The organism is Microbulbifer maximicatervae (SeqCode) (assembly GCF_056231245.1).
In genome coordinates, this window is sequence record NZ_CP174334.1 from 731,934 (window position 1) to 757,317 (window position 25,384).

The 25,384-nt window shown below is 48.0% G+C and carries 17 protein-coding genes; 11 read left to right on the forward strand and 6 right to left on the reverse strand.

The window, feature by feature from the left end:
• Positions 1 to 27 precede the first annotated feature (27 nt).
• The 7 genes from brxL to cas6e all read left to right on the forward strand — a co-directional run bounded on the left by brxL (position 28) and on the right by cas6e (position 11,294).
• Entirely contained in the window at positions 28 to 2,067 is a 2,040-nt protein-coding gene (brxL, locus tag ACJJIS_RS03150) for a protease Lon-related BREX system protein BrxL (protein WP_444911470.1), read from the forward strand.
• Between the two features lie 2,954 nt (positions 2,068 to 5,021).
• Positions 5,022 to 5,567: a hypothetical protein gene (locus tag ACJJIS_RS03155; protein WP_475709459.1), complete on the forward strand. Its 546-nt coding sequence runs from the start codon at positions 5,022 to 5,024 to the stop codon at positions 5,565 to 5,567.
• 739 nt (positions 5,568 to 6,306) lie between these two features.
• Positions 6,307 to 7,908, forward strand: a complete 1,602-nt coding sequence (casA, locus tag ACJJIS_RS03160; RefSeq protein WP_475709460.1) for a type I-E CRISPR-associated protein Cse1/CasA — start codon at positions 6,307 to 6,309, stop codon at positions 7,906 to 7,908.
• On the forward strand, positions 7,908 to 8,486 hold the full coding sequence (gene casB / locus ACJJIS_RS03165) for a type I-E CRISPR-associated protein Cse2/CasB (RefSeq protein WP_444911467.1): 579 nt from the start codon (positions 7,908 to 7,910) through the stop codon (positions 8,484 to 8,486). The genes casA and casB overlap by 1 nt, the downstream gene beginning before the upstream one ends.
• A gap of 183 nt (positions 8,487 to 8,669) precedes the next feature.
• On the forward strand, positions 8,670 to 9,746 hold the full coding sequence (cas7e, locus tag ACJJIS_RS03170) for a type I-E CRISPR-associated protein Cas7/Cse4/CasC (RefSeq protein ID WP_444911466.1): 1,077 nt from the start codon (positions 8,670 to 8,672) through the stop codon (positions 9,744 to 9,746).
• Positions 9,747 to 9,754: 8 nt separating this feature from the next.
• On the forward strand, positions 9,755 to 10,513 hold the full coding sequence (gene cas5e, locus ACJJIS_RS03175) for a type I-E CRISPR-associated protein Cas5/CasD (RefSeq protein WP_475709461.1): 759 nt from the start codon (positions 9,755 to 9,757) through the stop codon (positions 10,511 to 10,513).
• Between the two features lie 10 nt (positions 10,514 to 10,523).
• Positions 10,524 to 11,294, forward strand: a complete 771-nt coding sequence (gene cas6e / locus ACJJIS_RS03180; protein ID WP_475709462.1) for a type I-E CRISPR-associated protein Cas6/Cse3/CasE — start codon at positions 10,524 to 10,526, stop codon at positions 11,292 to 11,294.
• A 783-nt stretch (positions 11,295 to 12,077) separates the two neighbouring features.
• Here cas6e and ACJJIS_RS03185 read toward each other — a convergent pair.
• The 3 genes from ACJJIS_RS03185 to ACJJIS_RS03195 form a co-directional block, all read right to left on the reverse strand.
• Complete coding sequence (locus tag ACJJIS_RS03185; protein WP_475709463.1) at positions 12,078 to 13,436, reverse strand: hypothetical protein; 1,359 nt, start codon at positions 13,434 to 13,436, stop codon at positions 12,078 to 12,080.
• Between the two features lie 343 nt (positions 13,437 to 13,779).
• Entirely contained in the window at positions 13,780 to 14,283 is a 504-nt protein-coding gene (locus ACJJIS_RS03190) for an endonuclease V (RefSeq protein WP_475709464.1), read from the reverse strand.
• A gap of 41 nt (positions 14,284 to 14,324) precedes the next feature.
• Positions 14,325 to 15,059 (reverse strand): tetratricopeptide repeat protein, encoded by a 735-nt coding sequence (locus ACJJIS_RS03195; protein ID WP_475709465.1) that lies wholly within the window; start codon positions 15,057 to 15,059, stop codon positions 14,325 to 14,327.
• 236 nt (positions 15,060 to 15,295) lie between these two features.
• Between ACJJIS_RS03195 and cueO the strand changes: the two genes are divergently transcribed.
• Positions 15,296 to 16,867, forward strand: coding sequence for a multicopper oxidase CueO (cueO, locus tag ACJJIS_RS03200; RefSeq protein WP_475709466.1), 1,572 nt, complete (start codon positions 15,296 to 15,298; stop codon positions 16,865 to 16,867).
• A gap of 20 nt (positions 16,868 to 16,887) precedes the next feature.
• On the opposite strand, the gene ACJJIS_RS03205 is transcribed toward cueO, so the two are convergent.
• Positions 16,888 to 17,322, reverse strand: a complete 435-nt coding sequence (locus ACJJIS_RS03205; RefSeq protein ID WP_475709467.1) for a helix-turn-helix domain-containing protein — start codon at positions 17,320 to 17,322, stop codon at positions 16,888 to 16,890.
• Between the two features lie 28 nt (positions 17,323 to 17,350).
• Between ACJJIS_RS03205 and ACJJIS_RS03210 the strand changes: the two genes are divergently transcribed.
• Positions 17,351 to 18,856, forward strand: a complete 1,506-nt coding sequence (locus tag ACJJIS_RS03210) for an MFS transporter (protein ID WP_475709468.1) — start codon at positions 17,351 to 17,353, stop codon at positions 18,854 to 18,856.
• A 282-nt stretch (positions 18,857 to 19,138) separates the two neighbouring features.
• The gene (locus ACJJIS_RS03215; RefSeq protein ID WP_475709469.1) at positions 19,139 to 19,645 is read left to right on the forward strand and encodes a hypothetical protein; all 507 of its coding nucleotides are present in this window, start codon (positions 19,139 to 19,141) and stop codon (positions 19,643 to 19,645) included.
• A gap of 109 nt (positions 19,646 to 19,754) precedes the next feature.
• Here ACJJIS_RS03215 and ACJJIS_RS03220 read toward each other — a convergent pair whose 3' ends face one another.
• On the reverse strand, positions 19,755 to 20,708 hold the full coding sequence (locus tag ACJJIS_RS03220; RefSeq protein WP_475709470.1) for a hypothetical protein: 954 nt from the start codon (positions 20,706 to 20,708) through the stop codon (positions 19,755 to 19,757).
• A gap of 846 nt (positions 20,709 to 21,554) precedes the next feature.
• Between ACJJIS_RS03220 and ACJJIS_RS03225 the strand changes: the two genes are divergently transcribed.
• The gene (locus ACJJIS_RS03225) at positions 21,555 to 23,990 is read left to right on the forward strand and encodes a glycoside hydrolase family 19 protein (protein WP_475709471.1); all 2,436 of its coding nucleotides are present in this window, start codon (positions 21,555 to 21,557) and stop codon (positions 23,988 to 23,990) included.
• A 127-nt stretch (positions 23,991 to 24,117) separates the two neighbouring features.
• Here ACJJIS_RS03225 and ACJJIS_RS03230 read toward each other — a convergent pair whose 3' ends face one another.
• On the reverse strand, positions 24,118 to 25,341 hold the full coding sequence (locus ACJJIS_RS03230; protein WP_475709472.1) for a hypothetical protein: 1,224 nt from the start codon (positions 25,339 to 25,341) through the stop codon (positions 24,118 to 24,120).
• Between the last annotated feature and the right edge of the window lie 43 nt (positions 25,342 to 25,384).

Sequence of the window (25,384 nt, forward strand, 5' to 3'; positions counted from 1 at the left end):
CAAAACGATTAATAAATAGAATACGCAATGAACAGTGAAGTTAACAGGGATCTAGACCAGCTTTTGAATGAACACTTTGCCGGCCGTGTGGTACGCAAAGATTTAACCAAGCTGATCAAAGAGGGTGCCAACGTTCCCGTATACGTGCTGGAATATCTACTGGGTATGTACTGCGCCTCGGATGACCCGGAAGTGATTGAAAAGGGTCTAAATAACGTCAAAACCGTATTGGCTGAAAACTATGTACGCCCGGATGAAGCCGAGAAGGTGAAATCCCTGGTACGTGAGCGCGGAAGTTACAAAGTTATTGACCGTGTCAGTGTGCGCTTAAACGAGCGCAAAGATGTCTATGAGGCGACTTTTAGTAATCTGGGGATCAAGGATGCAGAGATTTCTGCCGGCATCGTTAAGGATAATGAAAAACTTCTCGTTGGTGGAATCTGGGTGATTGCTACCCTGAGCTACTACCACGAGGAGGGGCAAAAAGGTTCACCATTTGGAGTAACGGTGCTCAAACCCATCCAGATGCCGCATATGCATATGGATGAGTTGTACGCGGGCCGGCAGGCTCTGAGTGTGCAGGATTGGCGAGAAACATTAATTCGCTCTATCGGCATGGAGCCCTCTAACCTGGATGATTCGGTGCAGTGGCACCTGCTAGCGCGGATGATCCCGTTTGTAGAGAACAACTACAACGTGTGTGAACTCGGGCCCCGGGGTACCGGTAAGAGCCACATTTATAAAGAGTGCTCGCCAAACAGTATTTTGGTATCCGGGGGGCAAACCACCGTTGCCAATTTGTTTTACAACATGAGCTCGCGCCGCATTGGCTTGGTGGGCTTATGGGACTTAGTTGCATTTGACGAAGTAGCCGGCATTAATTTCAAAGATAAAGATGGTGTCCAGATTATGAAAGACTACATGGCCTCGGGTTCATTTGCCCGTGGTCGTGAACAGATGGAGGCCTCTGCTTCCATGGTCTTCGTGGGCAATATCAACCAGTCTGTCGAGTCCCTGGTCAAAACGAGCCATCTATTGGCGCCTTTTCCAGAGCCGATGATTGACTCCGCCTTCTTCGATCGCTTTCACGCCTATATTCCAGGTTGGGAAATTCCCAAAATGCGCCCGGAGTTTTTCACCAATCGCTACGGTTTAATTGTTGATTACCTGGCGGAGTTCTTTCGTGAAATGCGTAAACGCAGCTTTGCCGACGCTATCGATAAGTACTTCAAACTCGGCAGTAACCTAAACCAGCGGGACACTATTGCTGTGCGCAAAACCGTCTCGGGCCTGCTTAAGCTGTTATATCCTCATGGCCAGTTCGATAAAGAAGCCGTTCGCCAGTGTCTGGAGTACGCTTTGCAGGTGCGTCGGCGAGTGAAAGAGCAGCTAAAGAAAATCGGTGGAATGGAGTTCTATGATGTGCACTTTAGCTATATCGATGCTGAATCCCTGGAAGAGCACTTTGTCTCCGTAAAAGAGCAGGGCGGCGGCGCTTTGATTGCCGAGGGTCCTGGGAAACCGGGCTTTATCCATACCATTGGCATTAGTAATAAGGGTGTTCCGGGACTCTATCGCTTGGAGTTACAGGTTACCAAGGGCAGTGGCAAGCTGGCGACTTCAGGGCTGTGGAACTCCAATACGGCGAAAGAGCAGGTTAAAATTGCCTTCAACTACTTCAAGGCCAATGCCTCCCGGATCTCCGCCTCGGCTAAGGTACTGGAGTACGACTTTCATCTACATATCGTTGAACTCCAGAATAACGGCCCACTGGCTTCCCTGGCGTTGCCGAGCTTGGTGGCATTCGCATCCGGCATTATGGGTAAACCCGCTCAGGCCCAATTAGTTGTGCTAGGGGATATGAGTCTGGGGGGGAGCGTTACTCCTGCCGAAAGTATCGCGGAGAGTCTGCAAGTCGCTTTTGATGGAGGAGGTAAGCGTGTTGCACTACCGATTACCAGTGCCGCAGATATCCCCACAATTCCCGCAGAACTGTTTACCAAGTTTCAAACTAGCTTCTATGCAGATCCGGTCGATGCAGTTTTTAAAGCGCTGGGGGTAGATTGAGGCTTAATGCTAGTGAGTAAGGATGCCCATTAATTCCAGAAGTAAACCTAACCTGATGATTTTGCTTTTTATGAAGCTGTATTTCAGTCAAGCCAAAATTTGAGTGTAAATCACAGTGGATATAAATGTCGAACTGATAAGTTGGGATGGATGGGCTGTCTGACACAGACCTTGCGGACTAGGGGGATATCATCAAAGTGTTAGATGTGGAAGGTATACCCCGGCAGATATTGAGAGGGCATTACTGAATTGCTCCTGGGCCTCTATTCATGACGGAGTGGGGAATCTATTCGGATGTACTTACTTCTCCTCTAGAGAACGCAGATTGTGCGTACCCTGGACGGTAAAGGTGTGAGTTTAATTCACGCCCATGCATGGTGGCTCAGGCTGTGAATATCTAGCAGGCGTAACGTCGTAGCTCCAGTTTATGGCTGAGTCTTTGGCGGGGCGGGCATTCGGTATTTCGACTTCTGGGACAACATATAGATTAACTGCCCACTAGTTAGTGATGGCTATAGCTGAACTCTAAACCAAGCCTAGAGTTTAACGGATCCTCCTGAGGGAGCCAACACACGAGTGATTTGGGCGTGTGTTTTTAACAGATATTTGATTTTTCCTAGGGGGTTATCCCCTCCTTAGAGACAATTAGGGGCACCCCCCTAATTCGGGGTTTGGTGTTCTGACCAGCTGAACCTATGGGGAGAGGTTGCTAATCCGGTAACTCATTACAGAACTACCGCCGACCTAAGTTATTTTTTATGTGATCTGAATTGAATACAAAAATCACACTGGAGGTGGGAGGGGTGGTTTTAATCTCTATGATTGATCCAGCAGTCACCGCCGCGCTAGTCGTGCGTAGCCCAAAAGTAGAATTTTTGTGGAGGGATTACAGGTGGGGAGCAGGTATTCTTCGTCTTTGATAGTTTTGTATCAAGCACTTTGGTTGTAGTGTTCAATACGGAAAGTGATGTAACCAATATAACTTGAACCTTAGTTTCAACTTTAGACCTTAACTTTGGCCAAGTAGATAGCTAGTCATTTCAGAAATAACTATATGGTTACTAGCCATTCGACTAAGTAAGGGAATAATTATGAATGTCTTACGTCGCTGCTTATTTATAAGTTCTAGTACTTTACTCCTAATTTATGTCCTTCGCTGGCTGTTTGCCTATTCATGGCTGTGGGTGATTGGCTATCTTGTAGTTGGTGCAATGTTCGTCGCTTTTTCAACATGGCTTTACTCTGGTATGTATAGCGAAGACGAATGAAAATTTTTACAGGCGCGCATATGCATAGCTGCATAGTGTCGTCTTGGCGGTCTATGAGGTTTAAGTTTCTGTACATTACCAACCATCAAGGGTTTTAGGGGACCGTGATTCCGGGCGCCCTTTGGGATGTTTTGGAAATCACTTCGCCTAAAGCGAGTTTCCTGCTCAGCATTGAGTAAACCGATACTTTGTCGATTGGAGTAGGTGAAACCACGCTTAAATTTCAGCATTACGCTCAGCCGTTGAGACTCCTTAGTAGGGGGCGGGAATTACATGTGGTGCTTTTTTTCTGCGCTTCCCTATGCACGCCGTAAGCACCGCTCTAGAGGTTGTTTTTCTGCCACCACACATGAAACCGAGAGAAAGTCTCAGTCCATTCAAAGAGTTCAAAGGAGGTTTCGCCCCCCTTTTTTATGTCTGGTACTTCGCTCGCATACAATTCATACACACTCATGTACCTTTTGACGCGCCCGGATAGCCGCCACCTTTCACTTAATTTTTACTTCATAAAAGCCCAGTACCTTACCAATTTGTTGAATGCCAGTAGCCAATGCGAAATATTCAGATCTGTATATAGGCTGTGCGGATAATAAAGAGCCAAGACTATAGAGAACCTGGGGGTAGTGCATTTTGTGGTTAAAAAACTTCTTGTTGGAATTGGGCGGTATTAACGATTACTGGACGTATCCAGTCAGACAGCTGACGGTGAACACAATGGCACGGCCAGCACTTATCGTGCTTTAACAAGTTGATAGCTTTATGATTGGCTAAGAAGGCCTCTACAGCTTTCGATACATGTTTAGCCCGTGGGCAATATTCCCTTATTGTTCTTTTCACTTCTCCAAGACTCTCCCAGTTAAGACAGTACCGGGCAATTGTCTTTAATCGCTCTCTGTGGCCTCCATAACCTGGAATACAGCAAGGATCTTCCTCCTGATCTTGTTTTCTCTTTAGGTGGTAGGTCACCAGATTTCAACTCTGAAGGGTATCAGCTGATCATAAGGAAAAGAGTGGATAGTTGGAGTCAATATCTGCTACTTCTTCACCAGTAGATCAAGTAATGACAGAAAACTGATTGAGGAGTATTTATGCTAGATTCAGTAATAAAGAAAAGTGGTTGGAGCGAGTGAAATAAACATAACCCGCTTGAGATAACCCAGGATCTAGCTTGTAATCGAGGTAGTGTATTTTAGGTAAACTAAAAGAGCAGCTTAAGCTGTAATGCGATCGGGAACAAGCTTTAGGTTGCTGAATTAACAATTTATTACACTGCTCATTTTGGTTGTTAATTATCAGAAAATTCTTAAGCATGTTGTCGATGTCTGCGATGTGGTTGATGTTTCTTATACTTCGTTAATTGTCGCTTTTTAATCACAGGGTAAGGCTTAAATGAAAGTCAGGCTTTTCTGTGAATGGCTTCCTGTTATTTGATGGGGTGTTGTAATTTGCCATTTTGTAGCGGAAAAAGATAAGTGGGTAATTTAAATGGCCGGTTGATTTAAGTTTGGATTTATATTTTTCTGACGTTTTTGAGGGGCACATTGAGTGTGAATGCAGCCTGAATATGTAAGTTTTTTTGTAGTAATTACTGAAATATTTATAATTTTAATTTCTGGGTGGGTTTTCTTGATAGTTAATAATTGGGTATTTATACTGCCTGCTCGATTATTTTTTCAAGGATGAAAAATGAAGTTTTTGAAGTCTGTGTTGCCGGTGTTTGCCTTGATGTTAGCGAGTCAGTCGTTTGCAGAAATGGCTTTTATTAGTGGCGTTAAGCACAATGTTACTGAGTACTCTTTTACTTCGGATACTCGGCGAGTTGCTGGAATTGATGTCTTAGGTGATAGTGCGCAAGAAATTCGCTTTGATATTACTGCGGTTGTATCTGGTTTAGGGCGGTTGAGGCCAGACGTCGTTTGTCGTTATTCGTATGGGGGAGAACATTGCTATACTAGAAATCATCCTAGAATTTTTGACTATGTGTATGACGTTTCGATCACGGCAAGTTGTGTTGCCAAAGATGGTACTCAAACTGCAATAGGGGTTGATAGGGACGATAAAAATATTTATACGAATGTGCCCATTTCAGATTTTCGCAATGAAGTAGTCTTAACGATAGATAATGGTTCAATTGCCGCGGATATGTGCGATACCTTGACAGTTGATATTCAGGGTGGTTTAGAGGCTATTGAAGATGTAAATTTAAAAGTTTTCACCTACGAAATTTTCTAGTTAATAGTATGAAAGTGTCGGTAATAATTGCCGGCACTTTCACAGTCGAACTCCAATCGAGTATATCCATACAATCAAAAGTAGTGGATCACCGCACATCTAATAGAAATGATGTCAGCTCTGTAGCAGAGTCAGAAGTAGTTAATAAAGTCTTTTCTTTTATCTGAAGTCGGTAAGGGTTGAGCGAATTAGTAGTGGCGATTCAGTGCCGATAGCTACCGGCCGGTTAAAAGTGATGAACTTAGTATTGAGCTGGATACCGATTCGTTAAATTTCCTTCACAATAGAATCTGTTGCTAGTTTTGAGCCCCATCAAGGGGCTTTTTTGTATCTGTTGATTGACAATTGATATCAATAGCTGATGCAGGCTAAGGGGTGGGGGAATTGTCTGTACAGGAATATTCTCATATAGAGAGGCGAATGGGATTAATACCCTTATCTTGTGTGTGGTCTATGCGATAACTGAGCACTTTTCTTTGTGTGAGGTAGTAGGCGCTACCCTGATTTCCGGTGCGGAAAGTGAGAAAGATGCCCAGACTTGAGCCAGATCATTTTTCCCCAGTCAGAGTGGCATAAGGTAACGGAATTAGTGTCCCGGCAGTGACGCTGAGAGATTGAGCACTCAAAAATGAGGCAGAGGCGCTCGCACTGCTCTGAGTGTAACTGTTCCCTCTAGCTCTTGAAAAAAGTATGGCTATAACGGAGTAAGAGGGCGGAGACTGGATCAGGGAGGATCGTGGTGAATTTGGTTGAAGATTCCTGGCTGCCAATTATCCGGCGATGCGGTATGCAGGAAAGAATTGCTCCTTGGCAAATTGCCGAGGTGGATAATCCTGTCGTAGACATTTGCACGGTACGACCGGATTTTCGCGGGGCGCTGTTCCAGTTTTTAATTGGCCTGTTGCAAACAGCTTTTGCACCTGAAAGTGTCGATGATTGGGGAGTCTACTGGAAAAAGGCGCCTACTGAGGAAACACTGAAATCACGGCTGCAAAACTACGCTTCCAATTTTGAATTGTTTCAAGAGTCCGGGCCTGCATTTATGCAGGACTTGGAATTGAGCGAGGGAGAATCAAAGTCGATTGCTGCCCTATTGATTGAGGCGCCGGGCAGTAAAACCTGTAGAGATAATCAGGATCTATTTATTAAGGGCGGTAGGGTGCAGGGTGTATGTCCCAGCTGTGCCGCTAGTGCCTTGTTTACTTTGCAAATTAACGCCCCCTCTGGAGGTGTGGGACATAGAACCAGTTTGCGTGGTGGTGGTCCCCTGACCACATTGATAATACCAGAGGCTGAAAATGCCAACCTATGGCAGAAACTGTGGCTCAATATCTTGCCACAAAAGGAGTTTGGGGCGAGGTCTGAAAGCTCTGATAGTTGTATCTTCCCCTGGCTCGCTCCCTCCCGCCTCTCTGACAAACAAGGTTCCTCTACGTCTCCCAATGATACCCATCCTCTGCAAATGTACTGGGGTATGCCGCGCAGGATACGTTTCCAAATCCCGAGAGAAGGCAAGGATTACTGCGACCTTTGTGGAGAGCAGACGAATCAACTAATCCGGGAATATACCACTAAGAATTATGGCATTAATTACGAGGGGCCCTGGATTCATCCCCTTACGCCCTATCGATGTGACCCCAAGAAAAAAGCCCCACCCTTGAGTTTGAAGGGGCAACAGAGTGGTCTCGGTTATCGACACTGGTTAGGGCTTATGTGGAATGACCATTCAAATGGTGATGAAGCGAGCCGGGCGGTGCGCTTGTTCCATGAGGAATATGCGGAAATTCTCGAAGAGCTGGACTCGAATGTCGATGCACGCCTGTGGGGATTTGGCTATGACATGGACAATATGAAAGCGCGTTGCTGGTATGAACAGGAACTGCCAGTACTGCCTATTTCCCCTGAGCATCAGTCGCTGTTTATTCAGCTGGCAGGGCAGCTTTTAACGGCTGCAAAAGATACTTTGAAAGAGCTGCGATTTAGGGTAAAGGCTGCCTGGTTTAATAACCCTAATGAAGCCAAAGGGGATTTTTCATTTGTCGATCAGGCGTTTTGGCAGGCGACGGAAAGCCAGTTTTATCGCTTGCTCAAGCAATTATCCCTCGAATCCAAGAAATCCCTATTTACACCTGCACCGGTGGCTATTGCCTGGGCACACACACTGAGAAAAACGGCTTTAGCGCAGTTTGACCATTGGTCAATGGAGGGCTCTGCGGAAGACCTGAAATTGCAGCGAGTGACTCGGGCGCGACGTCTTTTAAGGAGTAAGCTCGCCAGCCTGGCAAGTTTAAAGACTCTGGATAATACAGCCAAAGTTGAGCAACAACAGGAGGAATTGTGATGGCCGGATATCAATATCTTAGCGATACAGATGTGAGCCGACTGCGCGAGTGGCACCGCTGGCTCAATGACAGAGCTGGCCGGGCCGACCGAGCGCGTTTGCGCCGTGCGGTAGAGCCTATGGATGTAATGCCTACTCCCGCCTTTATCCGTTTTTTAAAGGATATGCCCGAGCGCTGGCAGAAAGATGAGCAAATTCGTATCGAAGATGCGGCTCTGGTAGCCACCGTAATTGCACACGTAAAAACTGATAACACCAGCAAAACAATTGATGTTGATAGCAGCGAGGCTATGGATGTCAGTTTTGCCCGGTCCCTGGCTATGCCCCGGGAGAGAGGCGGGCGCCCCCCTTTAAGTGAGCTACGTTTTTTTCAGTTGCAAAAAAGTCGCGATACGGCTGAGTTTTACCGCCGCATAGTACGGGCCCTGGCCCTGCTGGATGGCAGAGCAAATATAGCTTCTCTTGCCAATGATTTGCTGCACTGGCAAAGAGAGATGCGCACGATTCCAGCACGGCATCCACAGGAACGCCTGGCTGTGCGTTGGGCAACTGATTACTACGCCGTATTACCAGACTGAGAAGTATTTAGAGAATTACAAATTAAAGGGGTCTTAGGGGCCTAAAAATATTTTAAATGCTATTCCCATAATAACACTAAGCACAGAGCAAAGCCAGACCGATTGACAGTGACTGTTGATCAGATACTTGAGAAATGAATCGAAGTAATGTGATGGCCTGACGGTCGCAACAAGGAGAGATTTATGAGCCGCTTTATTCAATTGCATGTATTGACCGCCTATCCCCCTGCGAACCTGAACCGGGATGACTTGGGGCGGCCAAAAACAGCGAAGATGGGAGGTTGTGATCGCCTGCGAATCTCTTCCCAGAGCCTTAAGCGTCACTGGCGAACGTCAGAGTTGTTTCAGCAGGTATTGGCAACAGAGCAGGGGGATAGCCTAATTGGCACCAGAACCAAGCGTCAGGGGGTACTGGCCTATGAGATTTTATTGGAACTGGGCGTCTCTGAGAAAAAGGCCAAATTGTGGGCACAGAAAATTGCCGAGCAATTCGGTAAGTTAAAAAAGCCGGAAAAAGATAACCCTCTGGCCGATTTGGAAATCGAGCAGTTAGTTCACCTTAGTAGTGCTGAGCAAAATGGGATCAATGCACTACTGAAAACCTTGGCAGAAGAGGGGAGGGAGCCGGAGAAGACAGAGTTGGATTTATTGCGCAAGGAAAACATGGCGGTGGATATCGCCTTGTTTGGCCGTATGCTCGCTTCCAAGCCCACCTATAACGTGGAAGCGGCGTGCCAGGTGGCTCATGCACTCTCGGCTCACTCTGTAGTGATTGAAGATGATTACTTTACTGCGGTAGACGATTTGAATGATCGCAGCGAGGATGCCGGTGCCGCTCACTTGGGGGAGGCGGGTTTTGCTGCGGGACTATTTTATTCCTATATCTGCATTAACAAAGAGCTGCTAATTGAAAACCTGGGCGGGGATAAACCCCTGGCCGATCGAGCTGTAGCTGCGCTAACTGAGACAATCCTTAAAGTTTCTCCCAGCGGTAAACAAAACAGCTATGCCAGCCGTGCCTATGCCTCTTATGTCGTGGCCGAAGCCGGTGACCAGCAACCGCGCTCTCTCTCTGCGGCCTACCTGAAGCCGGTTGATCGCTATAGCGAGGATTACGCCCATGACGCTATTGATGCACTGCAAAAGCAATTGCAGAGTTTCGATAAGGTGTACGGGGATTGTGCCGATAGTCGCTACGTTCTCAATGCCGTAACTGGCGAAGGTAATATCGAGGAACTTTTGGCCTTTGTCAGCGAATAGGTGGCGCTATGGAATACCTAGTATTTCGTCTTTACGGTGCCATGGCTTCCTGGGGGGAAGTGGCTGTGGGGGAATCCCGCCACAGCGCAATATATCCGGGTAAATCCGCTATCGCGGGACTATTTGGTGCGGCACTGGGAATACCCCGGGAGCGAGAGGACTTACACCAGAACCTGGCCCGGCAATATCGCCAGGCGGTAAAGGTACTGAATGTCGGTACTTTGCTAAAGGATTTCCACACGGTGCAGGTCCCAGATTCCGCCGGCAAGCGCCGCTATCATACGCGCCGGGATGAGCTGGTTGTAGGGAAAGCGCGTCTGGGAACCCTGTTATCTCGCAGGGAGTATCTGGTGGATGCGCAGGCGATAGTGGCCCTGAGATCCTGTGAAGAGGCTAACTGGACTCTGGCGGAGCTGTGTGAAGCCCTGGCCCGGCCAAAGTATCACCTCTACCTGGGGCGCAAGGCATTTCCCCTTTCAGCCCCCACTGCCGCACGGGTGATCGGTGCGGATAATTTCCGCAGCGCCCTGGATCATTATGAATCCCCGGAGTTGCTGGATTACCAACCGGAATGGGCCCGGCAGGAGCGCTGGTTGCCCACTGAAGAGAGTTGTCGTTACTACTGGGAGGGTAGCTTGGATGATTTCTCTGCGGAAGATGGAGTGTTTTCAGCAGGATCTGTACAGCGGCTTAGCCGTCTCGATCAGCCCCTATCTCGCAAGCGCTGGCAGTTCCAGCCGCGTATTGAAAATCTCTGGCAGTCATAAGGGAGCGGCTATGTATTTATCCAGAGTTCAACTATCTCCCTCGCTGGCGGTGCAGAAGCAGCTGGCACGGTTGCTCAGCGAAAACAGCTACGGTATTCATCAAATCTTGTGGGATCTTTTTGATGGTGATGAGCGTTTTTTATTTCGTGAGGAATCCTCGCGGGAACAGCTGCTTAGTAAACGCAATCTACCGGTGTATTACCTGCTGTCTAAAGTCCGGCCTGCGCAGGACAATCCGATATTTTTGGTAGAGACTAAAATCTTCGAGCCCCGTTTAAACCCCGGCGATCGGCTGGCCTTCCGCCTGCGGGCGAACCCTACAGTTGCTCGTAAAACTGAAGGGCAAAAGCGCGGCAAGCGGCACGATGTGCTGATGGATGCCCAATACCATTGGTTGAGGGAGCAGTGCGAATTGCATGGTTTACCTGTTGAAGGTGGCAAAGGGCAGCTGAAGCAGAGCTTGGTGCAGGAAAAGCCGGAGCAGTTTGACCAGGGGCAGATTGAAGCCCGGTTACAGGATGTCAGCCAAACTGCCGCCCGCAGCTGGTTAATTCACCGGGGGACGCGCCTCGGATTTGATATTTACCCACCAAAGCTTCACTGCAATGGGTATCGTTGGAATTTGTTACATAAAAAGCAGCGCGGTGCTGGTTTCAGTTCTGTGGATTACCGGGGAGAGCTTTTGGTTACTGAACCCGAATTATTTATAAAAAATATTTTTGCGGGTATGGGGCCGGCCAAAGCATTTGGTTGTGGATTGATGTTAATCCGTCGAATCTGATTGGGATAAATAGAATTGTTATACAGCTGGAAGTGTTTGAGAGCGAGGGCTGGGATTCAAAAGTATCGGCAACGATACTAAGACTTTAGTGGATAGCAAATAGGCAGATTTAGAGAGTTCCCCGCATCAGCGGAGATAAATCTACCGGTGAGATGATGGTCAAACCAGCTTGATACTGTTCCCCGTATATACGGGGCTAAACCGGAGGGTATCCTGTTATACACTCCTTTCCGAATAGGTTCTCCGCATAAGCGGAGTTGCACCGGTAATTGCGCAATAAGGCGATCTTAACCGAGTCTGTTCCCCGCCCAGGCGGGGTTAAACCGTGGAAAATCGTCAAAGCTGCACGGTAATGATTCGGGCTATTCCCCGCTGCTGCGGGGGTAAACCGAGTGTGGGGTTGGGTTGTGCCGACACCTGAGTTTGTTCCCCCGCTGGGCGGGGTTGGACCGTAGCCGATAGCGCACGGACATTAGTTCTGAAAATGTTTCCCCGAAGGCTCGGGGATGTAATGAGGGTGTGCTATGATCGCGCTCCATTTGCGCGACTGTTCCCTGTTTGTACAGGGGTAAACCGGATAAGGCATAGCCTTTGTGCTCTGCGCAAGGTGTTCCCTGAATGCTCGGGGATAAACCGACGATGGAGAAGTTGTCGGAGTGCATCCTAGTTGTTCCCCGCTTTCGCGGGGCTGCACAACGACTTTTCCCTTCTTCTTTTTCCTGTAGATTTCGCAATCGAAAGCCCCGCAGTGTATTACCGGGGGCTTCTGAATTTTGGCTGAAATTATTGGATGATTACGCCGGTATTACTCTCGCCGCCGATCTGGAAGTTAAAAGCGCGGCCATTAGAACCTGTCTGAGTAATTTCCTTGGTGTGATTGTTACCAATTTGCAGGCTAAAGGCTGAGTTGGAGTCACCGCTCTGGGTGATGGTGATGTTATTACTATCGCCAAACTGGCGGGAGCTTATTGAAAGAGACTCACCAGCCTGTTCGAACGTTGCCCGGTTATCGAAACCCAATTGACGGGTGAATATATCTACCTCTGTTCCAGCCTGCTCGATATTGGCAACATTCTGCAACCCGGTTTGTTCATTGGTCGCGCTGATCAGGAAGCCGCCTTGATTAATAACAACCACATTATCAATCAGGAACTGTTCGCTGTTCATGGTGTTGAATTCGGCACCCAGCTGGGAACCCGTAATCTGGTTGGTGGTACCGGTCTGGCGTATATTGATACTGCTACTCAGTGCGGATTGTTCTAAAGCCGCGTTGTTGCCCCCACCATTTTGGCGCAACTCAAGGGTATTAAAGGCACCGGTTTGGGTAATCGAGGTGATATTGGCATCGCCGAGCCTTTGGATAATCAGAAGGTCATTGAACAGACTGTCTACTTGGGTTGCAAAGGCGAAGTGGCGATTGTTTGTTTGCCGTAAGGTCATACTGCTGCTGACACTGGCAAATTGTGCGAGCCCGCCATAGATATCGCTGCCATCCTGCAGTATGTCCAAGGTGCCATCGATTGTGGCAACCAGGCTGGCGGTGGCGAAGTTGTCCCGATCAAACTGGAAGATTAAAACGGAACTGCCTATATTGCCTGCGGTTTCCTCTACCACGGCACTTTGCCGTTCGCCGTCCTGGAATACAAAAATGCTGCCGTTAGCACTGGCTTCCTGGCGACCAATAAAAAAGTGACTGTCTCCATCCTGGATATTGGTAATGGTATTACCGCTGCCAAAGCGCTGTTCGATAGTGGAAGCATTGGAGGTACCGAGTTGCAGAATAGATACCTGGCTATCGAGAGAGAGTTCTTGGGTGATCTCGGAAGTATTTTGCGATCCGATTTGTGTATTGGTTGCGCTTAGAGAAGCACCACCGGATTGAGATATCGTGGTCTCGTTTTGACTGCCGATCTGGGAACTCTGAATACTACTGTTAATAACACCGCCACTTTGAGTGGCGGTAGCGGTATTAGTATCACCTATTTGGCGTTTGATAATAGTATTGCCGAAACCCGCTTCAGTTTGATCGGAATTTGCTGAGTTACCTGAACCGATTTGTTCCAAGTCAGTAGAGTTGGTGCCCAGCGCATTGCCGCTAAAGGCAACCAGTGCGAGTGTCGCAATACTGGCGCATAATTTCATGAGTAACTCCTTTACTACAAAACTTCTAAGGAGCCCATTCGGGGCTGCTAATGAACATCGCCCACTCGCGCTTCACAAGTAGACATCAAAAACTACGAGCCGAATACATCAGTATGGGATCTTAGCTACTGCTAGCCGTCTATCTAAGCGCCAAATTAACCCTATGGGATAAACGGATGCCAGGTAGCTTTTACTTTCAGTAGCTATTTCCCGCCGAATAGAAAAATTATTGCTGGCATCGAAGGGGTAGGATATGAGAAATAAGTATTGAAAATGTAGGAAGAAAGTCCCAGGGATGTGACTGGGAAATGGCGGCGATAACTGCCTTTCATTCTCTCGGGAATTATCGTGGGGACTTTCGACACTCGCGGTCCACGCGTTTTAATAAAGTGGGGATACGGTGGTTTCCATGCATCTTTTTCACCAAATTTTTGGCTTCCGGCAAAGGGAGACCGAGGCTGCTGATATACAGCGGTTTTACACTTTTTCCCCGCAGCAGCTCCGCCTCAACAGGGGTGTCCTTAAACGGTTTCTTGGCGACACCGATGATGGGAACTTCCTGCTGGAGAGCGGAGTAGAGATGGGCACCCAGACCCGGTTTTTGTTCCCCTCCGAGAAATACATAACCATCGATAACAATCAGTTCTGCTTCTATCTTGTGCTCCTCGATTAGGGTGAGGATACAGGGGAGTTCTCGCTTGTAGAAAGCACCGGGCTCATAGGCCAAGGTACTCTCTATTTTACTGAGATAGAGTTGCTCGGGCTCAGGAGCTGACCAATTCTCAAAGCCGACCCCGGCCACTATTGCTCCGGGGTCCCGGTAATCTACATCTACCGCCAAAATCATATTGGGAGCCTTTTACCATTGAGCCGAATGTTGCGATTGGTTCAGGATACTTCCAGTTTTGCTTGCTTTAACAGCTGCTTATGAGTCGCTTTGTAGTGCTTGCCCAGTGTTTTGGATTTATCAAGGATTTCATTGAACAAGACATTGGCCTTTTCCACCTGGGATTGATCTTTCAAGAATAAGGCAAAGTAAAAAGTCGCTTCTGGTCCGCTGTAGTATTGGTACAGCGTTTCATACTCGTGGTAGGCCTCTTTTACTTGCTTCAATGCCGCTAGCGTACGAGCGTAAAGTAAGTGAGCATCCTGATTTTTAAAATCGGGGTTCTTTTCGATTAATTGGTCCAGTGTTTCCTTGGTCAGTTCAAACAGATTGAGAGCAAACTGACAGCGTGCCAACCCTAACATCAGCTCAGGGTCATCCTGATGAACCCCCTGGAGGCACTTTTCATAGAGAGTTTTTGCCTCGTGATAAAGGCCACGCTTCACGCATTCATCGGCCATGCGCATAGAGTTTTCCACATTATTGGAACGGGACAACTCTTGTGCCGCCTGATGGATATCCCGGTTGGGATTTAGTGTTTCCCGCACCGTCCTGCGTGCATTTTTAGCACTGCGTGACTGGTTTAATTCCGGCAGGATTTCCAGGACCAGGTAAGCAATAACTCCGGCCATGGGCAGCATCACCAGAACCCAAATCCAAGTGGTGTTGCGCCCGGTTTTGAGCACGTGAATTACAAAAGCTGCCTGAATAAGGATGGATAGAATAAGAAACGGCATAGGGATTACTCTTCTTATTTTCGCTACTAACTTTTCGTGGGCAAGGTTAACCGAGTTCGCTTAGAACACAAGAGCTGTGGATCACGGAGTTGTGCACCAGGGTACCACTCTGTATTGAGTGCACAGTTGTCGCAATATACTACTGGGCCATTGGAATAAGCCGTCTAAGATTTCTGGGGATAAAAATGACCAGTGCCTTAGACACTTGGAGCTATGGCGCATAGGGAGGTGGACCCATGGCTCAATTGTCGCGACGGGATTTTTGTTTTGCCACTGGCGCATTGGGGGCGGCCTTGCTAACAGGGGTGTCGACATCCAAAGCTGCCCAGGCACAGAAGGGTCGCCGTCAGGCTTTACCGATTCCCCCGGAGTTGCGTGCAGACGGGCAAGGCCGGATTAAATTGGCAGCGCGCCCGGGCAAGCAGTCTTTCCTACCGGGGGTGACTACGCGTACTTATGGGTTCAATGGTCCGTTTTTAGGTCCGGCGATACGGGTGCGCAAGGGCGAGAAAGTAACCGTCAGCGTGGTCAATCATCTGCCGCAAAATGTAACTGCGCATTGGCATGGACTGATCGTACCCGGCAATGCCGATGGTGGCCCCTATATGCCATTGAAGCCTGGAGAAACCTGGACCGTAGATTGGAACATAATCCAGCCCGCCGCCACTCTGTGGTTTCATCCCCACCTCTACCCGACAACCGCCGAGTTGGTACTCAAAGGCTTGGCGGGATTGATTATTATCGATGATGAAGAAGGCGATGCACTGCCGATACCTTCGCGGTGGGGTGTGGATGACATTCCGTTAGTGATTCAGGATCGCCGCTTTACCGATGATGGTCAGTTCTTCCATCGCTTTAACGAAGTGACGGTTGCGGCGGGCTATTGTGGGGATCGACTTCTGGTTAATGGCGTTATTAATCCGGTGGTCAGGCCACCTAAAGGCTGGGTGCGCTTTCGTATTTTGGATGGCTCCAACGGGCGCAACTATCGGCTTGCCACCAGTGACAAGCGACCACTCTACGTGATCGCCAGCGATGGCGGTTTTCTCTCGGAACCAGTGAAAGTGGATGTACTGCCTATTGCTGCGGGAGAGCGCTACGAAGTAATGATCGACACCCGCGATGGCAAGCCTTTCGACTTCCAAACACTGCCAGTGCCCCAGCCAATAATGCGCCTGCCGCCATTTGATCAGGCCCACAGTTTTCTCAGTGTGGTGCCTGGAACATCTGAGGGGAAAGGAAAATTGCCGGAGCGCCTGGTATCCCTGCCGACAATTCCCCAAAACCTGCCACCAATCAGTCAGAAGCTGGTGATGCAAATGAACCGACAGAAGCAGGCGCAAGCAGTGATTGGTGCAACGGGGCTACCACAGATGGTTGCCGCCGGTACGACCAACCCCGATGTGGTGGCCAAAGTATTGAAGCTGATTACTGAGGGGCCGGCATTGCCGTTAAAAGAGCAGCTAACTGCGAATGCGATTAATGGGGTTTCCTTTGCATTTACCGAGCCTGGATTTAAGGTTGCGAGGAATAAGGACCTGCGCTGGGAGATCTCTGAAGGACAGGACCGAATGCTACACCCGGTACATATCCATGGCTGCCAGTTTCGAGTCACGAAATACAATAATGCAGAACCGCCACTCTATATGCGTGGCTGGAAAGATACGATGCCCATATCCGATGGCGGCAAAGCGGAAATATTTGTTCGTTTCCCGCTGCCGGCGATGCCGGATATGCCCTATATGGTGCACTGCCATGTCTTGGAGCATGAGGACTCGGGAATGATGACAGAGTTTAGTGTCTCCTGACTTTATTCGCTGCTATTCTGTCAGCGTCGCTTCTGTTTCCTGTCTTCCTTATGCTGTAACTTGGTAGCTTTCCTAATCAGGTTTTGGAAGTTGGGGCACTCCAGCTGATTGACCTCGGGACAGTTGGCTACATGGCGTAGCCCATCGCGCATAGCTTCGAGTCGGCGGATATTCTTTTCCAGATCGTCGGCCCTGGCGAGGAGCTGTTCCCTGTCGATAGCGGGGTTGCCATTAGAGGAAAACATCTCGCCAATTTCATCCAGGGAAAAACCGGCGTAGCGGCCAAGGGAGATAAGGGACAACTCTTCTATCACTGTGGCTTTAAAAATCCGGGTAATTCCCCGACGACCACATGACTTTATCAGGCCTTTTTCCTCATAATACCGAAGTGTGGAAGAGGGGAGTCCCGACAGTTTGGAGACTTCGCGTATATCCAGTTCTTCCCTGTTATTCATCGCTTATTGACCTCAAGCTCACTTGAAGTTGTATGCTAGTTTCACGCGTCATTACTGGCAAGTCAAAGTTCAGCTTATGCACACCGCGAAAAGTTATTCCGAAGACCCAATTTCCCAAGAGGCTGCTCAGGTTTCCAAAAGAGGAGTCCTGATCACCTTGTGCTTGGCGACCTTGCTCGCAGCCTTGGGAGTCAGCGCAATTAATATGGCGCTGCCTGTATTAATCGAAAGTCTAGGGGCTTCTTTTAGTAATACTCAGTGGATTACCGTGGCCTACATGATGTGTATGACTGCGACCCTGCCTATTGCTGGAAGCCTCAGTGATAAGCTGGGTCGCAGAAAATTGTTCCTAAGTGGTGGATTGATATTCACCTTATCGACATTACTTTGTGCACTGTCTTTTAATGTTTGGACTCTGGTTTTTTTCCGCGCAATACAAGGGGTCGGTGCCGCGATGTTCGTGGCTGTGTCTATGGCTATTGCCAGCGACGTTTTCGATAAAAGTGAAACGGGAAAGATAATTGGATTACTGGGCAGCCTGTCTGCGGTTGGGACTGGTATGGGTCCTATTGTGGGCGGCTTGATTGTCGAAAACCTGAATTGGCAGGCTATCTTTTGGTTGGTAGTTCCGGTGGGATTGGGGGTGTTTTTCCTGGCATATCGAACTCTGCCGGAAAACATAGTCGGCGAAGTTGTTGATGGCAGAAGTCGATTCAAACGCTACCTGGCCGCAGCATTCCTGTTCTTTAGCATTGTTTTTTATACCCTGGCGATTAAACCATTGGGAGAGGGATATTCCGCGGTTAATGGAATTGCTATCGCTCTATCGGTGATATTTGGTGTGGGGTTGTTTTATGTCAGGCAGAAAGTACAACCCCTGCGTGAAGGATTTACGGAATCTTCTGGAAAGCAGACATTCTTGGCGAATGTGGCTGGAAACTTTTTGGTGGCTTCATCGGTAATGAGTAGCCTGATTGTAGGGCCTTTTTATTTGACTCTGGCACTGGATCTGGACCTTTTTATCGCAGGGCTGGTGATGACAACCGGATCATTTATGGTGGCTGCTTGTTCAAATCTTGCCGGTCGAGCCGTGGATCGATTCAATAGTCGGGGTATCGTATTACTGGGTCTGTTAATTTTGCTTTGTGGAGCCATGGGAATGGGACTGCTCAGGGTGGAGCAGGGCTTGGTAGGCTATCTGGTTTTTTCCGTCACTATGGCAATGGGTTACGGAACCTACCTTTCGACAGTTAATACTATGACCATGAATAGCGCCCGGGCCGAAGTTCGTGGGCGTATTTCCGGGTTTCTCAGCCTTTCACGAGGATTGGGTTTATTGACCGGAGCTTCAGTGATGAGTGTGATTTTTGTAGGGCTTGTACCCAGCCAGCCCCTGCAAGACATGAGTCCGTCGCAGATAGCGGATGGTCTCAATGCCGTTTATCGCCTGGCATCAGTGTTCTTGTTAACCGCATTAACAATACAGATCGTGTCTATTCTTGCCAGCAAGCTTGCTTCCCGAGAGCAAAATTAACGATTACCTCCAGAGCTATAAAGTAAACCCATTAGCGAGTGCTTCGTTTTAGTGAGCACTTGCGGGTATTAATAGCTGCTGGAGCTATTAATACCCATCTCTATTTCCTGATTTATTCCTATTTTCCAGGCCAACGCTTTTACACTTCACCCACGACTTAAATAGCTAAAAATACAGGCACAGATCTGGTTGACTTAAAGCTGGCTTCAAGTTGTATCTTGAATTTGTGGATTCGCAGTAATTTTCAACAAGATATCGAGAGAGCTTTAGGAGGACCAATCAGTGACGAATTCTTTGAGACAGTGTGTTGAAGCACTTAAAGCGAATTGGCAGGGACTTGATACTTCATCAATTGTGAGATGTCGAGAAGCCCTGGGAAAATTGGCGGTATCAAATTCTGATGAAGCATGGTTGGCTGATCTACATAGTCGCCAAGAACCCAGTGTAGAGTTATACCGGGATGAAGATAAGGGTTTTATCTTACTGGCTCATGTGGAGCCGCGTGGGCTCTATCGCCCACCACATAATCATGGCAATGGCTGGGTATTTTACGCAGTGCAACATGGTGAAGTGGAGATGTCTACCTATGGTTTGCTCAATCAAGACGATGGTGAACAACTGGTGAGCCGGGGCTGTTATCAAATGAAGCCCGGTGACTGTAGTGCGTTCTTACCAGGGGATATTCACGATACTCGCTGCCTTTCCGAGTATGTGTTGATGTTTAGATTGACCAGCTGTGACTTTAGCGAGGAGAAGCGTGAGGGACGTCTTAGGGTGTTTTCATCTTAAGCAAGAGTTTAACAATTGCCCGCTGGCCAGTTGCTAACGGGCAATTATCGATTGGACGGTTCCTAAGCCCAGTACAATCAAAACTCTCGATTAAAAATCTTAATCTCTATTATTGGGATATCATCCCGATATTACCATTGCCCACTTGACTGGCTGAGATATTTCCATTGACTTCACTCTGTGAAATATCAATAAAATTATCCAGCCCATTTTGTTGAGATAAGGCGAAACTCGAAGTACCCTCCTGAAATGCAACAGCCTCATTAAACATACCTTCCTGTGTGGTGGTGATGCTCATGAGTTCACCTTCTTGTCGAGAGGAAGAGATATTGTCCGACCCGATCTGACTTGTTTGGGCGTAGCTGTTTTCATTGAATATTTGCCAGAGAATGGCATTGTTGCCATCACCTAATTGGGTGACTTCACTAGTAAGGGACTCGCCAAAGTTCTGCAAGCTGGTCGCCTCATTTCCTGTTCCGTTTTGTGTCACGGTAGAGGTATAGAAGGTACCGCGTAGTTGAATTAGGACACCATCATTCAAGGTTCCTGTTTGGAGAAGTGAGCCTGAGTGGAAATCACCACTGGTGGCGCGAACAAACCCCATATTACTTTGTCCAGATTGGAACAAGTAGCCTGTATTGCCAATGGAGTCACTTTGGAAGAGTCTACCGTTATTCAATAGCCCCTCCTGATAGATTTCCCCATTAGTCGTAGTGGTAAGTATCTGGGTACTGAGTGCGGTCTGATTATCACCCAATTGCACAATTTGCACCGTGGTTGAAGTGCTTTCTTCTTGGCTGGCGATGGCGCTGTTACTGTCTCCAGTTTGCATTTGAAGTATGTAGCCCAAGGATGAATTCACAGATTGCATCGCTTCGGCAGAGTTCGAGCTACCCGTTTGCCTTTGTTCTATTAAGTTATTTTCAATGGTTGAGTCAGCTTGCTCGGCTGTTGCCAGATTGCTATCGCCGTATTGCTCTACAGTGGTAGTACTTGTGTCCGCGTGGCTAATAGTACCTAACAACAGAATTGTGGATGAAAAAAGGATGAGGTAAGGCTTCACAAAGATCTCCCTTTGTTGAACTAATCTGAGCTCTTTCCTGTTTGGGGCACGGGGTGCTAGCCAAAGGATAAGTGACTGTCAGTTACGGCTTATTACTGCTGATATTGCCGATCTAAAGTGTCGCCATGGAGTGAGGGAAATACTATGGGCCAGAAGTACTTTTATTTTGAGAGAAAAGTCACTGACGAAAGATACAGGAATTGTGACAAACTGTATTTATCAGTTGTGGTTCCTGATTAGATTGGGAACTTTTTCTCACTTAGACGATGTAAAGCGCCATGAACTTGTCTATCGGTGTCTGTTGGCTAGGTAATTATCCTTACATTTTGATCCTGTATTGTTATTGGTAAAACTTTTCTCTTTTATGGTTTTATGTAGATTTAAAAACCTATAATTTCCGCTTTTTACGTGACTTTGATCTTGAAATTAGATATTTGCTCACTGGCGCACGTGACCTGTGTCGATGTGGTCACGAAATATTCTGTTTAAATCTGGAACCATTCCGTTTGCTATTTATCGAAACTGCTGAGTACGTATGGGGCTATTTGAACAGCGTACAGAAATAAAGTAAGTGTTTGTGATAATTATTAAAGGTGCAGGGGCAGTTGCACCCAGTTGAGTAAATAAAGACGGGGAAGGGAAGTGGGCTCCTTTCAATTTAGAGCATCCTGGCAGTGTATAAATATTTATGCCAAGAATGTCTGCTCTATTTATTAATGCCTTCCGTTATACGTTATTCACACAAGCTCTCGATCTCTATTTTTGCAAATAATACCTGGCAGTTTGGTATTTGCCTCATCGCGTAAAACTTTAAATAGAACCCTAAAAACGACAATTGGAGATTCTATGAGCCATATTTTTATTCGCACAGCCATAGCATCGGCGCTGATGCTGGGCACTCAAGGTTTGAGTGCGGCACAACCCGCCGACGACTACGTTGCGGGGCAGAGTTATTCCGGTGGCAGCCAGGTTTGCTACGGGGGAAACTTATATAAAGCTCAATGGTGGGCAACAGCTTCTCAAATCCCCTCGGATGCCCTGACAGCAGAAAACCGCTGGGACTCCCCCTGGATTTTGGAGGAGTCAGGTGCGTGCGATACCAGTGGTGGCGATGACTCCAATTCTGGTGATGGTGATAACACCGATTCTGATGATGATACTGATACCGGAAATAACGGAGATACGGATTCTGGTAACAATGATGATACAGATTCCGGCAGCGGTGGTGGCACTGGTGGTTCCGATGATTCCGATACTTATATTTCCGGTCAAAACTATCGCAAAGGCGAAGAAGTTTGTTACGACGGCGACTTATTTGTTGCCCAGTGGTGGGCTAATGGTGACGACCACCCCACCGATGCATTAACGGCTGAAAATACCTGGGGTTCCCCTTGGCTTCTTAAGGAAGCGGATGGTTGCTCCAGTGATGGCGGCTCCGATGATGACACCGGCACCGGTGGCAATGATGGCGGCAGTGATAACGACAATAACGACAACAGTGACGATGGCAACGATAATTCTGACAGCACTCCCATTACGATCAGTGCCTCAGTGTCGCAGACACAAATTACCGGTGGTGGCACTGTAACACTTGATGCCAGTGCCTCCGGTGGCGACGGCAACTTATCTTACAGCTGGGCCCAATTATCCCCGGCCTCTCCTAAAGCAGATATTGCTTCTGCGACCAGCGCATCCACCACTGTTACCCTACCATCAAGCACTTTTGATGTGAGCTATGTCTTTAGCCTAATCGTCAGTGATGGTGACACTACTGAAGAAGCACAGATAACCGTGCAAAACCTCGCGGTGGACGATACCGATGAAGACGACGATGATGATAATACCGATGGTTCTGAAAGCTCAGTAACCGCAAATATCTCGGCCTCAAGTATCAATGTAGGCTGTAGTGGAACGGTTAATCTGGATGGCTCAGGCAGTACCGGCGGCAGCGATATCTCTTACATCTGGAGCCAAACCAGTGGCCCGGTTGTAAAGATGACCAACTATACCGGCAGCGCTACCTCAGTGACCCTGTCTGAGGTATACAGCGATGTAACCTACACCTTCCAGCTGACGGCTTCTGACTCCACTCAAGCCAGTGATGTGGACGAGGTCTCCATTAGCCAGGATGGCTGTGCCGCAGCTGATGGCTATGTGATGGGCATCAGCGAACTGGAAGCTGCGGAAGAGTCGATTACCAGCAGTGATTCCCTGCTTCAGGAAGTAAAGAATACCGTCGAAACCCGGGACAATGCCGTGGTTGAGGCGGTGCAACCTGGCCGCAGTGCAAACCCTGAAAATGTCCTCCGCGTTGAAAGCATCCTGTCTGAAGAAGATTGGGATTACCTTTTCGCCCTCAGAGCGGAAGAGTACACCTACACCAATTTCCTCCGAGCCGTAGCCAAGTTCCCAGCTTTCTGTGGTGACTATACCGATGGTCGCGATGCCGAAGCGATCTGTCGCAAGTCGATGGCTGTCATGTTTGCACACTACGCCCAGGAAACCGGTGCCCACGCGACAGGTTGGGAAGTGCCGGAATGGCGCCAAGGCCTGTACTGGTTGCGGGAAATTGGCTGGACTGAAGATACTTCCGGCGGCTACGGCGCCTGTGATGCCAGCAGCAGCTGGGCAGCAGAAGCATGGCCCTGTGCGATCAATAGTGATGGTGGCTACAAGAGTTACTTCGGCCGCGGCGCTAAGCAGTTGAGCTGGAACTATAACTACGGTCCCTTCTCCCAGGCAATGTACGGTGATATTTACACCCTGCTGGAAGCACCGGAGTTGGTAGCGGATACCTGGTTGAACCTGGCAAGCTCCATCTTCTTCTTCGTCTATCCACAGCCACCCAAGCCAAGCATATTGCATGTAATCGATGGCACCTGGGAACCGAACAGTGTGGATCTGGCCAATAACCTGACTTCTGGATTCGGCGTTACCACCAATATTATTAATGGTGCGATCGAATGTAGTTCTGGTACTGAAGACTACCGCTCACAGTATCGGATCGAGTACTACCAGAGCACAGCGGAATACTTCGGTGTAGAAATTCCGGCAGATGAAGAACTCGGTTGTGCCAATATGGGGCAGTTCCAGACTGGTGGTGCAGCATCCCTGGATATTTACTGGGATAAAGATTGGGGATGGTCTGCAGATACCCCAAATAATGAGAGCTACGCATGTCAGTTGGTGAATTACCAGACTGCCTACTCAGCACTGAATGAGGGCGACTATGCCAAGTGTGTTGAGGGCAACTTTGATATGACCATCGATTACCAAGACTAAAAACCAGGGGGCCGAATAGCCCCCACCCAAACCGTTTCAGTGACCTGGTTCTCCCCCGCAGCCAGGTCACTTTTTTATTAGTACCAGAGTTAATACTGCCCCTGTTTGAAGCCTCTCAGTGTTAAAACTATTGCATAACACTGACAAAGTTTGAGCTGCCTATTTGAACAGTAAAGGATGACTGGTCTACTCCGGTTTGTGATATTTCCTTATAGTGCCCATCGCCGATTTGTAACAATGTTAGTGTGTTACCTAAACCACTCTGAGCAATTACGGCTTCATTGGTTGTGCCAAATTGTGCTGTTGTCGCATCAAGGAGAGCGCCGTCCTGCTGGAGAGTGACTGAATTGCTAGAGCCGAACTGGGTAACTGTCAGATTTACATCAGCCCCCACCTGATCTGTAGCTGTTGAGTTTTGGTCTCCGGCTTGAATAATAATTGCGCTGCTAAGATCGGTATTCTGATCTGCTTCGACACTATTTGCCGAACCCGCCTGGGTTACAATTAAAGTACCATTCTCTGAAGTATTCTGGTTGGTTGTAGCTGTATTCAGTGTGCCGACCTGAGCGATAAAAACAGTATTAAAATTGCTGATATCTTGTGTCGCTTCTGCTGAGTTTTCTGCGCCAGCCTGAACTATCAGGGCGTTATCTGCTGCGGCATCTATTTGATTGATTTGAGCATCATTATTTTCTCCAATCTGGCTAATGAAGGTAAAAGAATCGGTGACACTCAGTTGGTCAACCCTGGCCGTATTTTGAAGACCTATTTGCAGTAGGGCTGCGTTGGGGTTACCACTAGCAAGCTGGAGTATATTCCCAGTATTTAAGCTTCCGAATTGCTGTAAAGTACCAGATCCTGAATTTAGGTTTTCCTGGTAGATCTCAGCAGAGTTCTGCATACCTACCTGTGTAGCCAGTGAAAAAATTGCGTCAGCTACCACCTGCTGTGAATTGGCAGTGTTCGATGTGCCAAACTGGTTAACGGCGAGTATGCTGTCGGTAACAGTCCCTTGACCGGCATTAACGCTGTTACTGGCCCCTAGCTGTCGAGAATTTATCTCGCTGCTGGTCGTATTCTCTTGGGCCGTTTCACTTTCATTGGTATCCCCAATTTGGAGTTGAATAATAGTACTAAGGAATGTACCGTCAATTTGTAAGGCGTCTGCACTATTATTGAAACCGATTTGGGTTTGAATAATTGTGCTGTTGTTAACATCTGTTTGAGCATTATTGGCTGTGGCAGTATTGCCAATTCCAATCTGATCCTGGATTACAAAATTATTGTCAGCAACTGCAGTACAGCTAATAGCTAATGCAAGGTGAGTTAGCGCTAAACTTGAGATTTTCATAAATACTCCTTAACTGCAAAATCTCTAATGAAGGCACTTCTGG